Raw genomic sequence first — 23,084 nt, 5'->3', positions numbered from 1 at the left:
CCTCTTTGGGCGGGGCAATTGCTATCGCACCGCCACGCCCCTTGATGAAAACGGCATGGAAAGAAAATTGTATCTGCTCTGTTACATCCTGAGACAAATCGCAACAGCTATTTATGCGATGGGCTCATAGCATTTAAATGCTCGTTTGAACCTTAAGCTTTCAAGGAATATGTGATGAAACTCTATTTGCTACCCGCAGTGTTTACTACCCACATTATGTTAAGTGGTTGTAATAACGCAAACTCTAACAACCCAGTAACTCACACCTCAACAAGTTCTAGCTCAACCACTCACTCAAGCTCAGCTAGCCAATCAAGCGCGGCTATTTACCAAGGTACTTGGCAGGCCGATGCCTATGGTAGGGTATATGATGCCATTTGGAATGGTGACGCCTACGATATCACCACCTACCTTTTTACTCAGCAGTATTGCTTAATCTCGGAGACACAAAGCAATACCACAGCAGAAGAAATTGCCGCGGTTGCAGATATTGCAAACGACGCTTCATACATAGAGGTTCGAACATCCACGCTGCTACCTGGGCCTGTTTTTACTCGGCAAAGCGAAATCCCCAGCGTTTGCCAAACGGTATTACCGGCAAGCTACGGTAACGATGGTTATCAATTTAACCCCGAAGACGACTTTAATTTATTTTGGGGGTATTTTAATGAATACTATTTTGACTTTGAGCTAAGCGGTACAAACTGGGCCACGGTTTATGAGCAGTACTATCCTCTTGCCATGATGGCAGAAAATGAAGCCGAACTATTTTCGGTATTCGCCGAGATGATTGCGCCGCTACAAGACCCCCACGTATACGTAAGCTTAAACCCCAACGGCGAAGGCCTTAACAACGCTCAAGATATTTATAATGTAAGCGCTAAATCCACTATTGGGGATAAACTTACACAAGAATATTTAGCCAAAGAAGTACTAGCACTGCCTCTATCGGCGCAGCAGGAAGCCGCGTTAGCGCAATACCAGCAGCAGCGTATTGACGGCCTAATCACAACACTTTTATTGCCCGCAGACGAAGAGACTATCGAGTCAGCCTTAGACAATTTTTTGTGGTACATCACTGACGATAACATCGGCTATTTACTCATTACTAGCATGTCCGAATACAGCGAAGAAGGACAGGATGAGCAAATCGACTACGCGCTTGCGACGCAATTAATGGAGGTTATTATGGTCGATCTTATAAACGTGGATGGCCTGATTATTGACATTCGCGTAAACACCGGGGGTTATGATTTAGTTAGCCATGCCATTGCAAAGCATTTTTTCACCGATGAGACACTGGTCTATCGAAAGCAGGCTCGATTACACGATAGCCGTACACCGCTTCGCGATGTAACTATTAAGCCGGCAGATAAACTTATTTTTACAGGACCTGTTGCCTTGCTTACAAGCAATAACACGGTGAGTGCCGCCGAAATATTAACCCTGATTATGCGTGAGCGCTCCAATACGACGTTAATAGGCGAAGCCACAGCCGGCGCTCTCTCTGATATGTTAGAGGGACGCGTGACCAGCCCCATTTACTTTGGGCTATCTAACGAATGGTATTTTACGCCTGATGGAAGTTGGTTCGAGCGACAAGGCATTCCCGTTGATCACCACGTGCCCTTTCCCTCAATAGAAGGCCAAGACGAAGCCTTAGCAATAGCGCTAGAGCTGTTGAGGCAATAATTTAAGAGGCTCCAAATATCCAGCGAGAATCTAAGTATTACCCTAAGGGTTGTGGCGCCCTAGCTTGCCTTCGCTAAGGTGCCCTGTGTGATGGCTGGCTGAGGCTTGCACTTGTAAAACATTGTTGCTTAGCTCTTGTTACTCTTTTTGGCAATAAAACTATTATGGATACACCTTGTTACAGATTAATACTACATTGTTACGCTTTAATGCCTTTGAACTTGTTGTAATGATTACACCAGTTCACAGGAGAGATCACATGATTAAAATATATAGCGCTGTATTTGCTGGAATTGCAATGTTTGCAGGCACGGTTTGTTTCGCTAGCGATATCGCAAGGGAAGTGAGTGGTGATGGTGGCGATAACTTTTTTGAAGTATCCATTGGGCTTGGTGCTGGCCAAAATAATCGCGTTAAAAAGGAAGATGAACACAACGATAGCTATGGAGTTGGCATTGGCTTGGGATGGGAATACCGTTGGAAAGGCTTTTTTTCTGAAGCTATTCAAGATTCGTACAGCGGCTTAAATTTAGGCTACGAGCTTTGGCAGAATGACAATTGGCGATTAGACCTTATCGGAATGAACTTGCATGGCAGTGTGAGTAATGACGATGAAATTTTGCCGGGCATGACTGAAGAAGAGCGAAATGATCGCCTTGTAAGGCGCGATACTATTACCTTGAATGGCGGCGTTCGTGCGACCTACTACTGGAAAGACAATATTATTCAGTTCCGCTTAGAGTCCGATTACAGCCAAAATTATGCTGGGGCGCAAAGCTCACTTCTTGTTGGCAGGGCATGGCAAATCCGCAATTGGAATATCCATGGTTTAACGGGTTTACAATGGAATTCACGTAAGCGTAATGAATATTTATGGAATGTATCGCCCTTAGAGGCCACAGAAAAATTCCCTGAATACCAAGCGTCCTCTTCGCTTAACTATTCTTTTGAAGTCGGTGCGACCTACCCTATCAGTGAACATTGGCTTTCACGTTCTAAAATTGTAGCTTTTACTATTGATGATAGTGTGTCTGAAAGCCCGTTGACGAATAATGATAATGTCGGTGGCGTAATCAGTACATCTATAGTTTATGTTTTTTAGGCGGCTAATATAATGAAAGCCCCCTTTACTCATTTTGTTGCCCTTGCTGCACTAACTTGCCCATGGGGATACACCATGGCCGACGAAGCTTTTAGCGTAAAACCCAAAAAGTGTGTAACGCTACACAAAGGGCAAACGTGTTATCAAAATCTCGATTTTAAGTGGCAAGCCGATAATAAAATATTGTGCTTATATGCTGTTAATACTGAGGCTCCTCTGCACTGTAATCGACAAAGCGGCCCCGTCGTTTTTCGTTACGAATTTGCGTCGGACAAAAAACAGGTATTTACGCTTCGTGACGAAAGTGGTAATAACATAGCAACCGTTAAAGTAGAGGTAGCATCCGTGTATAAAGGAAAGAGACGTGCGACCACCGGCTGGAGGATATTTTAGTTAAGGGCATGTCTAAAAATGCACTTTTCCCGCGATAGCGGCTTACAGTTTTTTGCTCCTGCAAAACCTGTATTCAGTCCATCCATGGACATTAGCTCCGTCCTCGAGTCCTCACAAATTGGAGGATCAATTTGCACAGCTTGCTGCCCGCAGGGTGAAGCGCATGGATGCGCTGAGTGCTTTGCACCACGTAAACTGCGGCTCTCGGCTTTGGCTTCCTGCGTCGCTCTACCTCCTGAATCCATTCAGTTGTCCGGGCGGTGCTTGACCTCCATGGATGGAGGAAATGCAGAAAGTTGTCAGGAGCAACTTCTGTCCTTGCTCTCACACAAAAATTACTATTTTTAGAGGTGCCCTTAAATGAATACACATGATGCTTCTCATTTATTGATCGTTGAGGATGATCCCTCTTTGGCCCAATGGGTTAAGGACTATTTAGAAAGCCATCATTACCAGGTCACGCTTTTACTGAGCGGGGCGGGTGCTATTGATATGATTCGGGATTTAAAACCCGATTTAGTAATTCTTGATATTATGCTGCCGGGCAAAAACGGATTTGATATTTGCAAGGAAGCCCGCCAATTCTACCAGTGCCCAATTTTAATGATGACAGCCTGCAATGACGAAGTAGACGAGGTGCTGTGCTTAGAGTTAGGCGCCGACGATTATCTTATAAAGCCCGTGCGCCCACGCGCAATGTTGGCCCGAATTCAATCGTTACTTCGGCGCGCCAAGCCAATGGGCGCGGGAACCGAATTAAATTGTGGCTCGTTATTGCTTGATAGCACTCAGAAAGTGGTTTTGAAAGGCGGTACAAAGTTGCCTGTTTCAAATAACGAATTTGATGTGCTGTGGTCGCTTATTTTACACGCTGGCCAGGTTGTTAGCCGGGCCGATTTAGTTAGCGAGCTGAGGGGGTTTGACTATGATGGTTTTGACCGCTCTATTGATATTCGAATTTCGCGTTTGCGAAAAAAACTAGCAGATGCAAAAGCCGAAGTTTCCATAACTACAATATGGGGCAAAGGTTATTTACTGAAACCGGAGTAATAATGCGCACCCTCACACTCACATTAGTGGCCACGGTAATTACGGCGACCATTGGCCTGGGGTATATTATTAGCTGGGTGTATAGCGAGTTTTACGCTAAATCGGAATTTTCTGAAGAGCATAAAGCGTATCAAAATATTAGCCAGCAGCTTTCAACAATTGTGCAATACAGTGAAGCCCCAAACGCAATACTGGAGCAATGGAATATGTCTGGCAATATCCATGCGCAGCTAGAAGACCGAGACACCTTGCTCCTGCCGCAGCAGTTAGAAGAAAATTTTAAAAACGGTGAAGTTATTGCTCTTGAGTTTGATGATAGCGTGAAATTTTATAGCCTTATTAACCATAGCGATGAGATCTTAACACTCACTCCACCGGCCTTGATCCAAGAAAGCACCCCTGTCGAAAATTTAGCCTTTACATTTATATTTTATACCGGCGTTATCTTTGCCATTACCCTCTGGTTGCTCCCGTTATTTACGCGCCTAAGATTGTTAGATAACACGGCTAAAAATTTTGGCGATGGAAACTTAGCTGCTCGGTTGCCAGAGTGTAAAATTTCATATATCAAGAATATTGAATTAGCATTCAATACAATGGCCGAGCGGATTCAGCGGTTAATTGAAGATAACAAAATGCTTAGCCGTGCCGTATCGCATGATTTGAAAACCCCGCTTGCGCGTTTACGTTTCGGCCTGGAAACGCTACAAGAAGAGGAGCGTGAAGATAAGCGAAAAGCCTATCACGCGCGCATTCATGATGACCTTGATACGATGGAATCACTGGTTCACACGCTACTGGATTACGCAAAGTTAGACGATACCCATATTGCGCTCGACAAAAAACCAATTAATCTATGCGACTTTATCACTGCAGAGGCATCTCAACTAAATGTTGTTCATAGCACAGCTATCACTATCACCTTAGCCATCGCGCCTGCTGGTATCGTAATGGTATGCTTTGACGAGCACTACCTACGAATGATTTTTCAAAACCTTGTAATTAATGCAATTAATCACGCCAATAACCGTGTTCAATTGTCGGTTTATGAAAAATCGGGGTACGCGTACTTCGCTGTTGAGGATGATGGCAGTGGGGTAAGCTTGGAAGATAAGGCACGTATTTTTAAACCTTTTGAACGCGGTGAAAAACCTAGCACGAAACTAGGCGGGACCAAAGGCCATGGCATGGGGTTGGCAATTTGTGAGCGCGTAGGCCAGTGGTTTAGCGCCGAAATATTGTTGGATCGGTCGGCCGAACTCAAAGGTGCAAGCTTTATCCTTAAGGTGCCTCTGCTTCCATCGTGTTAAGTGTTAGACTCCTCTTGAAAATCGAATTCAGGAAACCATTCAACAGGAGCCTACCGTGCACAGTTATCGATGCAAAGCCCTCGCTGCATTATTTGTCACAACAAGCCTTGCCGGGGCTTGTAGCACACAGAATAATACCGCTACCAAACCGGCAGATAGTACGCACAGCACGGCTAACCAAAACGACACCCAGGCTTTAGCCCTATTCGACGCCATTTATGAAGAGCGAGTAGCGCTTAGCCCTATTTCGCAAACCTATTTAGGTCGTAAAACCAATCAAGATAAATGGAACGACCTTTCGCCGGAACAAGACGAACGTTATTTAGCGCTGAACAAAGCGCACTTAAAACAACTTAACGCGATAGACCCTCAGCAGTTGAGCCCGCAGGTGGCTTTAAGTTATACGCTGCAAAAAACCGAAATTAAGCACTGGCTAGATGATTATAAGTGGCGTTATTACGGTTACCCCATCAACCAAATGTTTGGTACCCATAGCCATGTTCCGTCATTGCTAATTAACCAACATCGCATTACTAGCGTTAAAGATGCCGAAAACTATATTGCGCGTTTACAGGGCGTGCCTAAGCTATTCGAGCAATTAATTACCGATTTAAAAACGCGTGCGAGCTTAGGCATAATACCGCCGCACTTTGTGTTTGAGCATGTAATTCGCGACTGCAATAATTTATTGGTTGGGCAGCCGTTCACGGAATCCCCTGATAAAAGCACTTTGCTAGCAGACTTTACCCGTAAGGTTAACGAGGCTGATATTAGCCAAGCCAATAGGGCCGTTTTATTAAAAGACGCGAGTGATGCCCTGCAAAACAGTGTTAAACCAGCCTATAAAGATTTGATTGCCTATTTACAGCAGTTAGAGCAACAAGCACCTACAGAAGGTGGCGCTTGGCAAATGCCCGACGGCGAAGCCTATTACAACCTGCTACTGCGGCGCACCACAACCACAACGCTAACGGCCGAGCAAATACATACCATTGGCTTAGAAGAAGTTGCACGTATTCACAAAGAAATGACCAGCATCAAAGATGCCGTTAAATTTGATGGCGACTTGCAGGCCTTTTTTAGCTTTATGCGTACAAGCCCGCAATTTACCTACGAAGAAAGCGAAGCAGGAAAGGCGCAGTACTTAAGCGAAACACAAGCGCATATTGCCAACATGGAAGCGGCATTACCGACCATGTTTAATACCCTGCCTAAAGCGGCATTAAAAGTAAAAGCCGTGGAGCCCTTTAGGGAAAAGTCTGCCGGTAAAGCCTTTTACCAATCGCCAGCGCCCGACGGTTCGCGCCCGGGTATTTATTACGTTAATTTATACAGCATGGCAAATATGCCGTGGTACCAAATGGAGGCCTTGGCCTACCACGAGGCCGTGCCGGGTCACCATATGCAAATTGCCATCGCGCAAGAGTTGCAAGATATGCCTAAATTTAGGAAATTTGGTGGCTACACCGCTTACAGCGAAGGCTGGGGTTTATATGCAGAATATCTTGCAAAAGAAATGGGAGGTTATCAAAACCCTTATTCTGACTTTGGCCGCCTTAGTTGGGAGTTATGGCGAGCCTGCCGCTTAGTAGTAGATACCGGCCTGCACGCTAAACGTTGGACGCGCCAGCAAGCGATTGATTATTTGCACCACAATACCCCCAACCCGCTTAACGATATAGAGCGCGCGGTAGAGCGCTACCTTGTTATGCCATCACAAGCCACCGCTTATAAAGTGGGTATGTTAAAAATATTAGAGCTGCGCGAACAGGCAAAACAACAACTAGGTGCTAACTTTGATATTCGTGAATTCCACGATGCGGTACTTAAAAACGGGGGTTTGCCGTTGGATGTATTGGAGCAACAGATTAATGTGTGGATAACGGAAAATAAGTAACTGATGAGTGTATATAAAGAACTCTTTTATTGTGGGCTGCTTATTGCGGCCTCGCTTTTTAGCTGGCCCGCGTTAGCACAAAAATCACAGGCTACGCCTCAAGTTGTGCTCGCTAAAGTTGAAGGCGAACGCATAGCGCTAAATTCGAAAGCACTCGGGTTTACCCTTAATGTGGAGGTAGTACTCCCAGAAGGTTATAACAAAGATAATGCAGTCAAATACCCTGTCATTTTCTTGATGGACTCGCAATGGAAGCTAATGCCCTTTATGTACACTTACGGGGTGCTCGCTTATGAAAAAGTAGTACCGCAAAGCATTGTTGTTGGCATTAGCGCAAATGCCGACAATGGCCCTTGGGCCAATAATATTAGTCAATTTCGCAGCGCGCTCTATACCCCCGCTAAATATCAACCCAGTGATGCCAATAGCACAGGCGGCGGGGCCGATAAGTTACTCAATTTTTTCAAGCAAACTTTAATCCCTTATTTGGATAAAGATTATAATACCGCGCCCGATCGCACTTTAATCGGAAGTTCACTTGGCGGGTTATTTGGCCTTTATGCCTTACTCCAAGAAGAACCACTCTTTCAGCGCTATGTACTAAGCAGCCCCTCACTCTATTGGGGTGACGGTTACATCAAACAGCATGAAGCACATTATTTTAAGCCCCATAAATCCCTTAAGGCGCAGGTATTTATGGGCGTGGGCGAAGAAGAGTTAACGCAGGAGGTTACTGATTTTTCTGAGCGTTTAATAAAGCGAAAATACAAAGATTTAGATTACCAGTTTCATCATTCCTCGTTAGGGCATGTGAGTAACGATATCGAAATTAATGCACGGGGCTTAAATTTTGTGTTTGATGCAATGCAGCGCTAAAGCCCAAGATCGGTTAATGTGGGGTGGTCGTCGGGTCTTCTGCCTTGGGGCCAATGAAAAAGGCGCTCTTCAGGCGTAATTTCAAGATCGTTAATGCTCGCAATACGCCTAGCCATGTAACCTTGCTCGTCGAACTCCCAGTTTTCGTTACCGTAAGAGCGGTACCACTGACCACTGTCGGCTTGCCATTCATAGGCGAAACGCACAGCGATGCGGTTGTCGGTAAACGCCCATAATTCTTTAATCAGGCGATAGTCGTTTTCCTTTTGCCATTTTTGAGTAAGAAACGCCTCGATCTGTGCGCGACCTTGCAGAAATTCCGAGCGATTGCGCCAAATGCTGTCGGGAGTATAAGCAAGCGCAACTTTAGCGGGAACGCGGCCGTTCCAACCATCTTCTGCGGCGCGGACTTTTAATGCAGCGGTTTCGGCGGTGAAGGGCGGTATGGGTGCTCTTGTCATGGCGTACTCCAGTTATGGCTGTTGTGGCTTTTAGTCGCATTCGATAAGTTCAACCGAGAAAACGCAGTTGAACCACCAACGTCTACGCATCTTTTTGGCTCTCAACTACGGTTTCTAGGTTCAATATGATAACCGTCAGGGTTGTTAATGAAAGCAGCAATTACGCATTGCTTCGCGCAGCGGTATAACAACACTACCAATTTCTAATGCAAAACGCTCGCGCCCGCCCCACATAGTTAGCAGGCTGGCCATTTATTTAGACTAGAAACCGCAGTTAAATCACGGGGGTCTCCGCATTTTGTTGACTCCCAACTGCGATTTTTAGGTTGAATAGCACCGATCGCGGTGCCTTATTTTTATAACAGATTACAGCAAAGGGCGAGCCTTTTGGCTCGCCCTTTGTGTTGGGTATTTATTGCAATGGGGATTATCGTCCGCATTCATCACTTAACACTTTAATTTCTACTCGCCTGTTATTTGCGCGACCTTGCTGGGTATTGTTATCGTCGATTGGGCGGGTTTCGCCAAAGCCTTGTGATTGCACATTGCTTATACCGCGCTGTTGTAAGTATGAGCGCACGCTCGCCGCACGGTCCTGCGATAATTGCATGTTGTATGCATCAGCGCCTCGGTCGTCTGTATGTGCTGTTATTCCGATTTCAATTTTGGGGAATGGCAATAGCTGCGCAATTACACCATCGAGCACCCCCTTACTTTGCGTTGTTAACCTTACGGACCCTGTAACAAAGTAAATACCTTCAAGTACGCCATGCGGGGCATTACACAGTATTTCTGGTGCGGCGGGCTTAGGCTCTGGTTTAGGTTTGACTGGAACAACAGCAACCACGGGTTTCGCGCGTGTTTTGCCACCATCGCGACCAAAACGTTTTAGCAGGCTAAGGGTGATTTGATTGCTGTCTTTATCGACTGATAGCGCTTCTAAACGCAGGCCCCACATCGAGCGGGCCATATATTCTATGCCCGCGCCTAGGTGCAATTGTGTGCTTTTTAATTGTTCGTAATTAAACGTACCACCATCATCACGGCCTTGCGCTAACGAGGTTTCTAGTTGGCTAACACCCAGCTTCCCGTAAGCATGCCAGCCGAGTAAATGCGTGCCTAGGTGGTAAAGCACGCTGGCGCCCATGTGGCTGTAATCTATTGCAGCGCCGGATTCAAACGTGGCTTGGCCTTGATCGCTGTAATGCGCTTCAAGGGACCATTGCGCGTTTAAGTCGTAACCTAAAAATAACGTCGGTAAGACTGTATCTGTTGTTTGGTCGAGTGCTTCGGGCAAGTCCACAATACGTGGCTCAAGCTTGGAAACCCCCAGCCCAATACCCGCATACCAACCGCTGCAGTTGTATAGCGCGGTGTCTGCAGGTAGCTGGTCTACATAGGCGTTTTGCTCGCAATACCGGGGTGTTGCATTCGCTTGCGCGGTAACGCCCAACAAGATCACAGCGGTACTCAATATTTTGCCTATGGTTAGGCGTTTCGTTTTACGCATGTTTTTAGCATCCGTTATGGTGAATTTAATTATTAACAAGCTTAGCAACATCAGCACACCTAACCACTCGAAAGCGCCACCACCGCGCAAGCCGGTTTCTACGCGACCGGTATTAGCCGAGGCGGTTATTGGGGTACCTATTGCAATCGGGTCTTTGATTAAGCCATTCACATCACCTTGGCCATCCTCAATACTGCCATCATCATTTTCACCGTCGTTCATACCGCCATCTGTTATTGCTAACTGCAAACAAGAATCGCCGATATTCAACCCTGGGCGATATGCATCGCTACCGGGTTCTGGGCAAAGACCTTCCTCGCCATTTAACCAACCGGCAGTTGCTTGGCTATCGGTGGTATCGGAGACAAAATCTTGCCAGCCTGTTGCCGGTGCGTATTTACGTAAAATGGCATTGGCTGGCACAGGGGTATTTAGCGGTATAACAATACGTGCACTCGCGCCTACATAAGGCAGGTTAATCACTTCGTAATCGTAGATATGTTCGTAACTAAAGGCTGTATCTCGCGAGTCTTTAGCGGTATAGCCACGGGCAACCAAACTATTAACGGCGGTATCCAATTCGGTTTGCGATAACGCTATACCATCAGCACGGTTTGCTTGTGCTAATTGGCCTGCGCGTAAACGCACGGCTTTATCGCTGAACGGTTGGCCTTCGACCACTACGGGGCTATCGGCATTCAGGTAACGCCCAGACGTGGTTTGTACTGTGCGTAAATAACCCGTATCGGCATTGCGGTCATCAACATCATCGGCATGCCTATCGCCGTCGCTATCGCGCAAGGCGCCTGTTGCTACCACTTCTAGAATTTGTTCGGTAATCGATTCGTGCTCGGCTAGCGTTACGCTGAGTACAACGGTGTACAAACCTGGGGCCAACATGCTGGGATCTACTGTTAGGGCAGCGGTATTGGTTGTGCTAATAACCGCGTCGGCTAGCGAGGCCACGTCGCTGCTCCAACGGTATACCGGTACTGTAGCGGCATCACGCGGGTCGCCAAAGACGTGGTAATTGCCAATGCGCCCGGTCAAGGTTACAGGGCCGTTATCGGCGGCAACGTTGATGGCTTTGCTGCCAGCTTGCGCGATATCCACCCAAATAACGGGTTTCACCGAGCGGCCTTCGTAGCGGTTCTGGCTAAAGAGATAATCGTTGGCGGCATCAAATAACGCTTGGGTCTCGTCTGCGACCAATAAATCGGTGCCGATGACCAGTTCCAGTAAGTCGTTAAAGCCATCATTGTCGCTATCATTGCTGCCATCGCCGTCGATATCGGTGTTTTCTACCCAATCTGGAATGCCATCTGCGTCGCTATCGTCTTCGGCGCCATTAAGTGGGTCGCCACCAAAACGCACCTCGATGGCATCGGGGTAGCCGTCCCGGTCAAAATCGGCTTGGTCTGGATCTACCAGTCCCGTAACGGGGTTAACCGGCTGAGCGGGCGGCTCGACTAAAATGCTTTCGAGGTATTCCTCGGCAACATCGGGCACGCCATCGCCGTCGTCATCAACACGCGAGCGCGCTTCCACATTGTTTTCGGAGCCTTCTAATTCATCGGCAATGCCATTGTCATTGTTATCGGTTAGCACAACACCTTCCCCGCCCACCTTGCCATCGCCGTCTGGGTCTATGGCTTGGGCGACAGAGTTACCAGCCGCTTCAATTAGGTCACTAATGCCATCGCCATCACTGTCGAGCGAAATAGTATCGGGGTTGCCGTCGAAGTCGCGATCAATAAACTCTGCGCGAACCCCGTCTTCACGGGGGTCGGCTAAATCGCCTAAACCATTGCCGTTGTTGTCGGCAAACACGCCTGTCCCCACAATGCCATCTCCATCCGGGTCTACGGCTGTTAGGCCTGCTTCGCTAAGGTCTGTTAGGCCATCACCATCAGAATCTAAATCGAGGTTATCAGGTCGGCCATCGCCATCGGTATCTACGGGCAACAATAATAACTCGCCAAAGTTTTCATCCACCGAGTCGATCAAACCATTGCCGTCGGCATCTTCACCGTTAATGCGGCCATCGCCATCGGTATCGCGGGCAAAGCCGCCCACCTCGTCTAAGTCGGGCAAACCATCGTTGTCGCTATCAATATCGATAATATCGGGCGTGCCGTCGCCATCGGTATCACTCAGGTAGGCGGTATCAACAATGCCGTTGCCGTCAAGGTCAGCGCGTAGGTTACCATTCACATCGGCATCGACAATGTCGCTAATACCGTCGCTATCGTCGTCCATCTTGCCGCTATCAATCAAGCCATCGCCATCGGCATCAGCATCAAAGCGGTCTGGAATTGTGTCGCTATCGGCATCGCGATTAACAATAGCGGCGACTTCGTTAAGGTCGGTAATGCCGTCGTTGTCGGTATCCCAATCTCGGTGATTCGGCACGGTATCGCCGTCGCTATCAATTATTGCACCCACACTGGATTCAACACTGTCCAGCAGGTGGTCGTTATCGCTGTCCAAATCGATAAAGTCTGGCTGGCTATCGCCATCACTGTTGCGTGGCATTGCCGGGTTGTTACCCGCCTCAAGGGTATCGCTAAGCGAGTCTCCATCGCTGTCTAAGTCGCGATAGTTACCTTGGCCATCGGCATCAATATCAGCGTCGCCCTCAACGGCATCTGGTAATGTATCGTTATCACTGTCGATATCTTGGAAGTCGGCAATGCCGTCACTATCAGTATCCGTCGCTTCAAAGGCATCATCTATACCGTTGCTGTTTGCATCTTCCCCGAGCGTTAGCAATACATCTAAGCCATCAGGTAAACCGTTGCGGTTAGTATCTTCAAATGGACCATCGAATACGCTTTGATTTTCCAGTGCATCGCTAATGGCGTCGCCGTCGGCATCGGTATCGCGGTAATCTGGGACATCGTTGGCATCAGTATCGAGCGGCTCAAAGCGGTCGTCTACGCCATTGCTGTCGGCATCATCACCACCGGTTATTGCAACATCAATGGAGTCGTCTAGGCCATTACCGTTGGTATCCATATTCAGAGGTGCCGGTAGATTCAAGCTTTCCAGTGTATCCACAAGGCCGTCGTTATCGCTGTCTGTGTCTATGAAGTCGGCTAGGCCGTCGTCGTCGGTATCGGGCGGCAATAGTGGGTTACCATCAACCTCTACGCTATCGGCTAAGCGGTCGCCATCGCTATCAAGGTCACGATAATCTTCGGTGCCGTCGCCATCGGTATCGGCAGGGTTGCTTGGGTCTTCACCCACTTCGATGGCATCGGGTATGCCGTCGTTATCGCTATCTAAATCAAGGAAGTCAGGCACGTTATCGCCGTCGGTATCCAGTGGTAAAACACCGTCTGCTAGGCCATCGCCGTCACCATCCATTGCCACCAGAATATCGGCGTCAAAGGCATCGTCTATCCCATTGCCGTTGCTATCGCTGTTGGCAATGCCGGCTTCTAAACCATCGCGGATGCTGTCGTTGTCGCTATCAGGGTCTAGGTAATTGGGTACGCCATCATTATCGCTATCGCCCTGGCCATCGAGTACGTTAGGCACGCCATCAGCATCGTCATCGGCACTTGCATCAAAGGTACTGTGCGCCACTACGCGTGCTGCTTGCACAGCCGCATCGCCGGCAGCATTGCTCACATCCGCCGTTACGGTTTCAGTGGCGCCTAAGGCTTGGGCGTCGGCCGCGGGCAAGGTCGTAGACCACGTATTGGCGGTTACGGTGGCGGTATAGATTTGACCATTTAGCGCAACGGTAACGGTTTGGCCATCTTCTACATGGCTGGATGTGCCGCTAAGGGTTACGGCGCTGTTGTCTTCTGTTGCACTGATCACGTCATCACCAGCGATGACATCAATGGCAATAGTGGGTAAATCAATGGTGTGCGCTATAACATGGGTGGCTTGGGGCGCATCGTCGCCTGCCGCATTCGCGACATCGGCGGTGAGGGTTTCGGTCGCATCCAACGCTTGTACGTCCGCGGCGGGCAGGGTCACAGCCCAGCCATTATTGCTGACCGCGGTGGTATAAGTTTCGCCATTTAACGTCACCGTAACAGTTTGACCATCTTCCACATTGGTCGTGGTGCCGCTGACGGTAACATCGCTATCGTCTTCGGTGGTGTTAATCACATCATCCATTGCAATGGTATTGATGGTAATTAAAGGCGTGGTCACCGTATGAGCAACCGGCCGTTGCGCTTGCACCGCCGCATCGCCGGCGGCGTTCATTACGTCCGCTGTAATGGTTTCGCTGGCCCCTAAGGCCTGCGCATCAGCGGCAGGTAGAATGGTGGACCAAGCATTGGCCGCCACGGTGGCAGTGTAAGTTTTACCGTTCACTGCAACCGTGACGGTTTGGCCGTCCTCTACATGGCTGGTGGTGCCACTGAGGCTCACGGCGCTGTTGTCTTCCACCGCGCTGATCACGTCATCACCGGCGACTACCCCAATAGTGATAGTCGGTAAAGTGATGGTATGCGCTAGCACGTGGGTAGCTTGGGGCGCATCGTCGCCTGCCGCGTTTGCGACGTCGGCCGTGACCGTTTCACTGGCATCCAGCGCTTGTGCATCAACAGCTGGCACGGTGATGGTCCACGCATTGCTATTGACCGTGGCGGTGTAGGTTTTGCCATTCAGGGTGACGGTCACGGTTTGGCCGTCTTCGACATTGGCCGTGGTGCCACTGATGGTGACATCGCTATCGTCTTCGGTGGTATTAATCACATCATCCATTGCAATGGTATTGATGGTAATTAAAGGCGTGGTCACCGTATGGGCAACCGGCCGTTGCGCTTGCACCGCCGCATCGCCGGCGGCGTTCATTACGTCCGCTGTAATGGTTTCGCTGGCCCCTAAGGCTTGCGCATCAGCCGCAGGCAGAATAGTAGACCAGGAGTTCGCAGCCACTATCGCCGTATACGTTTGACCATTCACTACCACCGTGACCACTTGGCCGTCTTCGACATTGGCCGTGGTGCCACTGATGGTGATATCGCTATCGTCTTCAATGGCGTTAATTGCATCATCGGTAGCAACAAGGTCAATACTGATCATTGGTGCTAAAACTGTATGAGCAATAGAGCGCTCGCCCTGCGTGGCCTCATCACCTGCCGCGTTTGCGACATCGGCTGTGACCGTTTCAGTAGGGTTCAGCGCTTGCGCATCGGCGGCCGTTACAACCACAGACCAAACATTGTTATTCACTAGCGCGGTGTAGGTTTCACCGTTCAAGGTCACGGTCACGGTTTGGCCGTCTTCGACATTAGTAGTGTTGCCTGTAATAGTCACATCACTATTGTCTTCGGTTTGATTTATCACATCATCCAGTGCAACAACATCAATACTGATTATAGGCGCCGCTACGGTATGTTCGATGGGGCGTTCAGCTTGAGTGGCCGCGTCACCAGCGGCATTGCTAACATTCGCAGTGATGGTCTCAGACGCATCCAACGCTTGGGCATCAGCCGCCGGTAGGGTCACCGTCCAAGTATTGTTGCTCACAAGCGTCCCATAGCTTTCGCCATTTAAGGTGACGGTAACTTGTTGACCATCTTCTACATTGGTGGTCGTGCCGCTAATCGACACATCGCTATTAGCTTCTTCAAGGTTAATAACATCATCACCGGCCACAACCTCAATGCTAATGGTGGGCCCCGTGACGGTATGTTCAATGGTGCGTGTGGCTTGCACTGCCATATCGCCGGCGGCATTAAAAACATCGGCGGTTAAGGTGTTTGTAGCAGCCAGCGCCTGAGCATCGGCGGCGGGTATAACGGTTGACCAACGATTACTGGCCACTGTTGCGCTATAAGTTTCCCCATTAATGGCGACAGACACGACTTGGCCGTCTTCTACAAAGCTAGTGGTCCCACTCAGCGATACGTCATTGTCATCCTCTGTGGCATTGATTACATCATCCATCGCCACTGCGTCGACTGTAATAGCGGGCAGATTCACCGTGTGCGCTAAGGTACGCGTTGCTTGCGGGGCGTTATCTCCAGCCGCGTTAGCCACATCGGCGGTTAGGGTGTTACTTGCGTTTAAGGCTTGTGCATCCAACGCTGGCAGCGTTACTGCCCAGGCATTATTGCTAACGGTGGTTGTGTAGGTTTCGCTATTTAACGTCACAGTCACTGTTTGGCCATTTTCCACGTTGGCCGTAGTACCTGCGATGGTCACATCGGCATCATCTTCGGTCGCGTTAATAACATCATCAATGGCAATAACATTGACCGTGATTAAAGGCGTAGTCACAGTGTGGCTAATGGTGTGTTGCGCTTGCACCGCGGCGTCCCCTGTTATATTCGATACGTCAGCGGTTATAACCTCGGTTGCGCCAAGCGCTTGCGCATCGGCCGCTGGCATCGTGGCGGCCCACGTATTATTGGTAACAGTAGCGGTATAAGAATACCCGTTCACCATTACCGTCACGCTTTGGCCATCCTGAACATTGGCTGTGGTTCCGCTAATGGCAATGTCGCTATCATCCTCGGCGGCGCTGATCACATCATCACCAGCCACAGTACTGATCGCAATGGTGGGTGCTGCTACGGTATGCGTAATAGCAAGGCTACCCTGAGTTGCGACATCGCCGGCGGCATTGCTCACATCGGCTGTTACCGTTTCGCTGGCATCCAACGCTTGGGCATCAGCCGCCGGTACGGTCACGCTCCAGGCATTACTGCTGACGGTCGTAGTATAGGTTTCGCCATTTAAGGTCACGGTGACCATGCGGCCATCTTCGACATTGGCGGTGGTGCCGCTGATGGTTACGTCGCTATTATCTTCAGTTTGGTTAATGGCATTATCGCCCGCCACGGTGCTGATAGCGATTGTCGGTGCCGCGATGGTATGGGAAATGGCCTGTGAAGCTTGGCTAGCGGCATCGCCGGCGGTATTCGAGACATCTGCCGTGACGGTTTCGCTGGCATCCAAGGCTTGGGCATCAGCCGCCGGTACGGTGACCGACCAAGCATTGCTACTGACCGTGGTGGTATAGGTTTCGCCGTTTAAGGTGACGGTAACATTACGGCCATCTTCAACATTCGCCGTGGTGCCGCCGATGGTTACATCGCTATTGTCTTCAGTCTGGTTAATCGCGTTATCGCCGGCCACGGTGCTGATGCTGATGGTGGGTGCAGCGACGGTATGGGTAATGGCCTGGGTAGCTTGCGTGGCGGCATCGCCGGCGGTATTCGAGACATCCGCCGTGACGGTTTCGCTGGCATCCAACGCTTGCGTATCGGCGGCGGGTACGGTGACCGACCAAGCATTGCTGCTGACCGTGGTGGTGTAAGTCTCGCCGTTTAAGGTGACGGTGACGGTACGGCCATCTTCGACATTCGCGGTGGTACCGCTGATGGTTACATCGCTATTGTCTTCAGTCTGGTTAATCGCGTTATCGCCCGCCACGGTGCTTATGCTGATGGTGGGTGCAGCGACGGTATGGGTAATGGCTTGTGAAGCTTGGCTTGCGGCATCGCCGGCGGCATTGCTTACATCGGCTGTTACCGTTTCGCTGGCATCCAAGGCTTGGGCATCGGCGGCGGGTACGGTGACCGACCAAGCATTGCTACTGACCGTGGTGGTATAGGTTTCGCCATTTAAGGTCACGGTCACCGTGCGGCCGTCTTCCACATTCGCCGTGGTACCGCTGATAGTCACATCGCTGTTATCTTCAGTTTGGTTAATGGCGTTATCGCCGGCCACGGTGCTAATGCTGATGGTGGGTGCAGCCACGGTATGGGTAATGGCTTGGGTAGCTTGCGTGGCGGCATCGCCGGCGGTATTCGAGACATCTGCCGTGACGGTTTCGCTGGCATCCAAGGCTTGGGCATCGGCGGCGGGTACGGTCACGCTCCACGCATTACTGCTCACCGTAGTGGTATAGGTTTCGCCGTTTAAGGTCACGGTCACCGTGCGGCCATCTTCAACATTGGCGGTGGTACCGCTGATGGTTACATCACTATTGTCTTCAGTCTGGTTAATGGCGTTATCGCCGGCCACGGTGCTTATGCTGATGGTGGGCGCGGCGACGGTATGGGTAATGGCTTGGGTAGCTTGCGTGGCGGCATCGCCGGCGGTATTCGAGACATCCGCCGTGACGGTTTCGCTGGCATCCAACGCTTGGGCATCGGCGGCGGGTACGGTGACCGACCAAGCATTGCTGCTGACCGTGGTGGTGTAGGTTTCGCCGTTTAAGGTCACGGTGACCGTGCGGCCATCTTCGACATTGGTGGTGGTGCCGCTGATGGTTACATCGCTGTTATCTTCGGTTTGGTTAATGGCGTTATCACCCGCCACGGTGCTGATGCTAATGGTGGGAGCAGCGACGGTATGGGTGATGGCTTGGGTAGCTTGGCTTGCGGCATCGCCGGCGGCATTGCTCACGTCGGCTGTTACCGTTTCGCTGGCATCCAAGGCTTGCGCATCAGCCGCCGGTACGGTCACGCTCCAGGCATTACTGCTGACGGTCGTAGTATAGGTTTCGCCATTTAAGGTCACGGTGACCGTGCGGCCGTCTTCGACATTCGCCGTGGTGCCGCTGATGGTTACGTCGCTATTATCTTCAGCCTGGTTAATGGCGTTATCGCCGGCCACGGTGCTGATGCTAATGGTGGGCGCGGCCACAGTATGGGTAATGGCTTGTGAAGCTTGGCTTGCGACATCGCCGGCGGCATTGCTTACATCGGCTGTTACCGTTTCGCTGGCATCCAAGGCTTGGGTATCGGCGGCGGGTACGGTGACCGACCAAGCATTGCTGCTGACGGTCGTAGTATAGGTTTCGCCATTTAAAGTCACGGTGACCGTGCGGCCGTCTTCCACATTCGCTGTGGTGCCGCCGATGGTTACATCGCTATTGTCTTCAGTCTGGTTAATGGCGTTATCGCCGGCCACGGTGCTGATGCTAATGGTGGGTGCGGCCACAGTGTGCGTAATAGCAAGGCTACCCTGAGTTGCGACATCGCCGGCGGCATTGCTCACATCCGCGGTAATGGTTTCTGATGCATCCAACGCTTGCGCATCAGCCGCCGGTACGGTCACGCTCCAGGCATTGCTGCTGACGGTCGTAGTATAGGTTTCGCCATTTAAGGTGACGGTGACGGTACGGCCGTCTTCGACATTCGCGGTGGTACCGCTGATAGTTACGTCGCTATTGTCTTCGGTCTGGTTAATGGCGTTATCGCCGGCCACGGTGCTAATGCTGATGGTGGGTGCAGCGACGGTATGGGTAATGGCTTGGGTAGCTTGCGTGGCGGCATCGCCGGCGGTATTCGAGACATCTGCCGTGACGGTTTCGCTGGCATCCAAGGCTTGGGCATCGGCGGCGGGTACGGTGACCGACCAAGCATTACTGCTGACCGTGGTGGTGTAGGTTTCGCCGTTTAAGGTCACGGTCACCGTGCGGCCATCTTCAACATTGGCGGTGGTACCGCTGATGGTTACATCACTATTGTCTTCAGTCTGGTTAATCGCGTTATCGCCGGCCACGGTGCTGATGCTGATGGTGGGTGCAGCGACGGTATGGGTAATGGCTTGGGTAGCTTGCGTGGCGGCATCGCCGGCGGTATTGCTCACATCGGCTGTTACTGTTTCGCTGGCATCCAAGGCTTGGGCATCAGCCGCCGGTACGGTCACGCTCCACGCATTACTGCTCACCGTAGTGGTATAGGTTTCGCCATTTAAGGTCACGGTCACCGTGCGGCCGTCTTCAACATTGGCGGTGGTGCCACTGATCGTCACATCGCTATTGTCTTCGGTTTGGTTAATGGCGTTATCGCCGGCCACGGTGCTGATATTGATGGTCGGCGCGGCCACGGTATGGGTAATGGCTTGGCTTGCTTGTGTCGCGGCATCGCCCGCCGCATTGCTCACATCCGCCGTGACGGTTTCGCTGGCGCCTAAGGCTTGCGCATCAGCCGCTGGGACGGTCACGCTCCACGCATTACTGCTCACCGTAGTGGTATAGGTTTCGCCATTTAAGGTCACGGTAACCGTGCGGCCATCTTCAACATTCGCCGTGGTACCGCTGATGGTCACATCGCTATTGTCTTCGGTCTGGTTAATGGCGTTATCGCCGGCCACAGTGCTAATGCTGATGGTGGGCGCGGCCACAGTATGGGTAATGGCTTGTGAAGCTTGGCTTGCGACATCGCCGGCGGCATTGCTTACATCGGCTGTTACCGTTTCGCTGGCATCCAAGGCTTGGGCATCGGCGGCGGGTACGGTGACCGACCAAGCATTACTGCTGACCGTGGTGGTGTAGGTTTCGCCATTTAAGGTCACGGTCACCGTGCGGCCATCTTCAACATTCGCGGTGGTACCGCTGATGGTTACATCGCTATTGTCTTCAGTCTGGTTAATCGCGTTATCGCCCGCCACGGTGCTTATGCTGATGGTGGGTGCAGCGACGGTATGGGTAATGGCTTGTGAAGCTTGGCTTGCGGCATCGCCGGCGGCATTGCTTACATCGGCTGTTACCGTTTCGCTGGCATCCAACGCTTGGGCATCAGCCGCCGGTACGGTCACGCTCCACGCATTACTGCTCACCGTAGTGGTATAGGTTTCGCCATTTAAGGTCACGGTCACGGTGCGGCCGTCTTCAACATTGGCGGTGGTGCCACTGATCGTCACATCGCTATTGTCTTCGGTTTGGTTAATGGCGTTATCGCCGGCCACGGTGCTGATATTGATGGTGGGCGCGGCCACGGTATGGGTGATCGCTTGGGTGGCTTGCGTGGCAGCGTATGCCGATGCGTTTGATACATCGGCGGTGAGGGTTTCTGAAGCATCCAACGCTTGCGCATCAGCCGCCGGCACGGTCACGGACCACGCATTACTGCTGACGGTAGTGGTATAGGTTTCGCCGTTCAACGTGACCGTTACTGTAGCGCCATCTTCTACGCCAAGCGAAGTACCACTCACGGTAACGTCAGAGTTATCCTCGGTGGTATTAATAGCATTATCGCCGGCAACTGTACTTATAGTGATACTGGGGCTACAGGTGTTGGACGCGGCAGCATTGGTGTATTGCGAAGATGGCGTGGTATATCCAGTGGCTTGTCCAGTGACTACACCATTGGCATCCACAGAAATTGCCCCGGCACCCAAATAGCCGTCGCGGTTAGTATCGGCAAAGCCTGCCTCGGTGGTATCTAGGCAGCTATCGCCATCGGAATCATCACTTTGGAAGTTGTAGACCGAACCGCCATCGGTATTAGTGATGGAGTAATTGAGGTTGGCAGCCAAAGTATCGGCGTCTTCTAGCGCATTGTGTAAGCCATTATCTCCAGCGGTTACGCTATCGATAACACCATCAGCATTGGCATCAGTGACGCCGTGGCCTGCTTCTACAAGGTCAAAAATACCATCGTTATCGCTATCGAGGTCGTAGGCATCTTCAATACCATCGAAGTCGGTATCTTTGAGGGTGAGCCCTGAGCCGGCCTCGATGCTATCGGGAATACCGTCATTATCACTATCCAAATCTGCAACATCAGGCACCGTATCGCTATCAGTATCACAGGTCATGGGGGTGAGCGTAATATCGTCGATGGCTACATCGTTACCAGAGCCACTAGAGGAATTATTTTTTATAACAATTTGAATTTCTGTGCGATTACCCGTATTAAAACTTAACCGCGTGGGGTACCAAGAAAACTCCCTAGCGGTATTTCTGTATATATCACCAGAATCAAAAGTCGCTAGAACATTATTAGACGTGTCCAAGATTTGCATGGTGACATTAATAGGGATTTCTGCCGTTGGGTAGGGGCCTGTTAGGGGGTCTATACCCAGAATATTGGCAAAAAAGGCACTGTAATTATAGTAAGTGTTGGTCGTTAACCCGCTAACGGTTCTTTGGTAAAAAACGCCGGGCACCGCACCGCCGTTTACGGCCAGCATTCGTCCATTAACATCGCCAGGGGTATGGTCTTCACCTGCGATCCACTGCGTGTTCGGCACCCACTGATAGTTCCAGTAATCGGCAAGTGTAAGCACTTCACTGGCAACGGCGTACTCGCCATCGTTAACATCTTGAGTATCGCCATAATGGGGGCTGGGGTCGGGGCAGCTTGGCGTTCCATCTTCGTAGCAATAGGTATTGCTTACATAAGGCCAGCTTGTTCTTGCACCGGTGCCAAAATCTTCGGTGAATACTGCGCTGTCGAGTCCGCAAGAATTTTCATACACATCGGCAACGCCATCGCTATCGGTATCGGTTAACGCACCCAGCGCACTCTCGTTGTCATCGTTATCTACCGTTATTACTTTATCAGCGACGGCATCGTAGCTGTCATCCGATAAGCCATCATCAATACTCAAGGTAACATTAGTTTGGGTGGTGTTGTCGGTGTCGCTATCGTTCTGCCCGGTAAGCGTTATCACTTGCCCAACAGACCAATTGGCTGCGGTAAAGGTGAGTGTGGCGGCTGATACCGTTACTTCGGTTATATCTGCAGAAACTATATTCACAACCACATCGGTTGCAGGGGCTTGCGAAAGCTGCACTAGGAACTGGTCAGTTGCGCCACTTTCATCAACGCGGCTATAGCTACCGGACTGGTAAACAAGTATGTCCTCGCCGGCACTCCAAGCGTGTTCAATACTGCAAAATAACAAGGGCAAAACTGTAGCTAACGCAGTGCGAGTAAAACCTTTAAACCAAGCCCGGAACATACTAACCTCTATAAATTTATAATGTTCATTAATAAAGAGAAGCAAGCTTTATTCCTATTTCAAATAAAATAGTTTTTTAAATAAATTGTGTTGTTAATTAATAACAGGGTTGTTT

Annotated in this window: 9 protein-coding genes; 7 read left to right on the top strand and 2 right to left on the bottom strand. The window is 50.4% G+C overall.

What is annotated here, in order from left to right; translation table 11 throughout:
* Positions 1–174: 174 nt before the first annotated feature.
* The 7 genes from MARGE09_RS20180 (at position 175) to MARGE09_RS20150 (ending at position 8,320) form a co-directional block, all read left to right on the top strand.
* Positions 175–1,692 (top strand): S41 family peptidase, encoded by a 1,518-nt coding sequence (locus MARGE09_RS20180; RefSeq protein WP_236984938.1) that lies wholly within the window; start codon positions 175–177, stop codon positions 1,690–1,692.
* Positions 1,693–1,951: 259 nt separating this feature from the next.
* On the top strand, positions 1,952–2,794 hold the full coding sequence (locus MARGE09_RS20175; protein WP_236984937.1) for a MipA/OmpV family protein: 843 nt from the start codon (positions 1,952–1,954) through the stop codon (positions 2,792–2,794).
* 12 nt (positions 2,795–2,806) lie between these two features.
* Positions 2,807–3,187 (top strand): DUF3019 domain-containing protein, encoded by a 381-nt coding sequence (locus tag MARGE09_RS20170; RefSeq protein ID WP_236984936.1) that lies wholly within the window; start codon positions 2,807–2,809, stop codon positions 3,185–3,187.
* A 360-nt stretch (positions 3,188–3,547) separates the two neighbouring features.
* On the top strand, positions 3,548–4,237 hold the full coding sequence (locus MARGE09_RS20165; RefSeq protein ID WP_236984935.1) for a response regulator transcription factor: 690 nt from the start codon (positions 3,548–3,550) through the stop codon (positions 4,235–4,237).
* Between the two features lie 2 nt (positions 4,238–4,239).
* Positions 4,240–5,547 (top strand): ATP-binding protein, encoded by a 1,308-nt coding sequence (locus MARGE09_RS20160; protein WP_236984934.1) that lies wholly within the window; start codon positions 4,240–4,242, stop codon positions 5,545–5,547.
* 55 nt (positions 5,548–5,602) lie between these two features.
* A complete protein-coding gene (locus tag MARGE09_RS20155; RefSeq protein WP_236984933.1) occupies positions 5,603–7,444 on the top strand; it encodes a DUF885 domain-containing protein in 1,842 nt (613 codons plus the stop codon).
* A 3-nt stretch (positions 7,445–7,447) separates the two neighbouring features.
* Positions 7,448–8,320, top strand: coding sequence for an alpha/beta hydrolase (locus MARGE09_RS20150; protein ID WP_236984932.1), 873 nt, complete (start codon positions 7,448–7,450; stop codon positions 8,318–8,320).
* Here MARGE09_RS20150 and MARGE09_RS20145 read toward each other — a convergent pair.
* Together MARGE09_RS20145 and MARGE09_RS20140 are read right to left on the bottom strand one after the other, a co-directional pair.
* Complete coding sequence (locus tag MARGE09_RS20145; protein ID WP_236984931.1) at positions 8,317–8,781, bottom strand: nuclear transport factor 2 family protein; 465 nt, start codon at positions 8,779–8,781, stop codon at positions 8,317–8,319. The genes MARGE09_RS20150 and MARGE09_RS20145 overlap by 4 nt on opposite strands.
* Before the next feature lie 427 nt (positions 8,782–9,208).
* Positions 9,209–22,969 carry an Ig-like domain-containing protein gene (locus MARGE09_RS20140; protein WP_236984930.1) on the bottom strand — a complete coding sequence of 4,587 codons (13,761 nt, stop codon included), beginning with the start codon at positions 22,967–22,969 and terminating at the stop codon, positions 9,209–9,211.
* Positions 22,970–23,084 lie beyond the last annotated feature (115 nt).

The sequence above is a fragment of the Marinagarivorans cellulosilyticus genome (assembly GCF_021655555.1).
Classification (GTDB): Bacteria; Pseudomonadota; Gammaproteobacteria; order Pseudomonadales; family Cellvibrionaceae; genus Marinagarivorans; species Marinagarivorans cellulosilyticus.
Note: the sequence above shows the minus strand (reverse complement) of the source record. Positions and strands in the feature narration are given on the sequence as shown.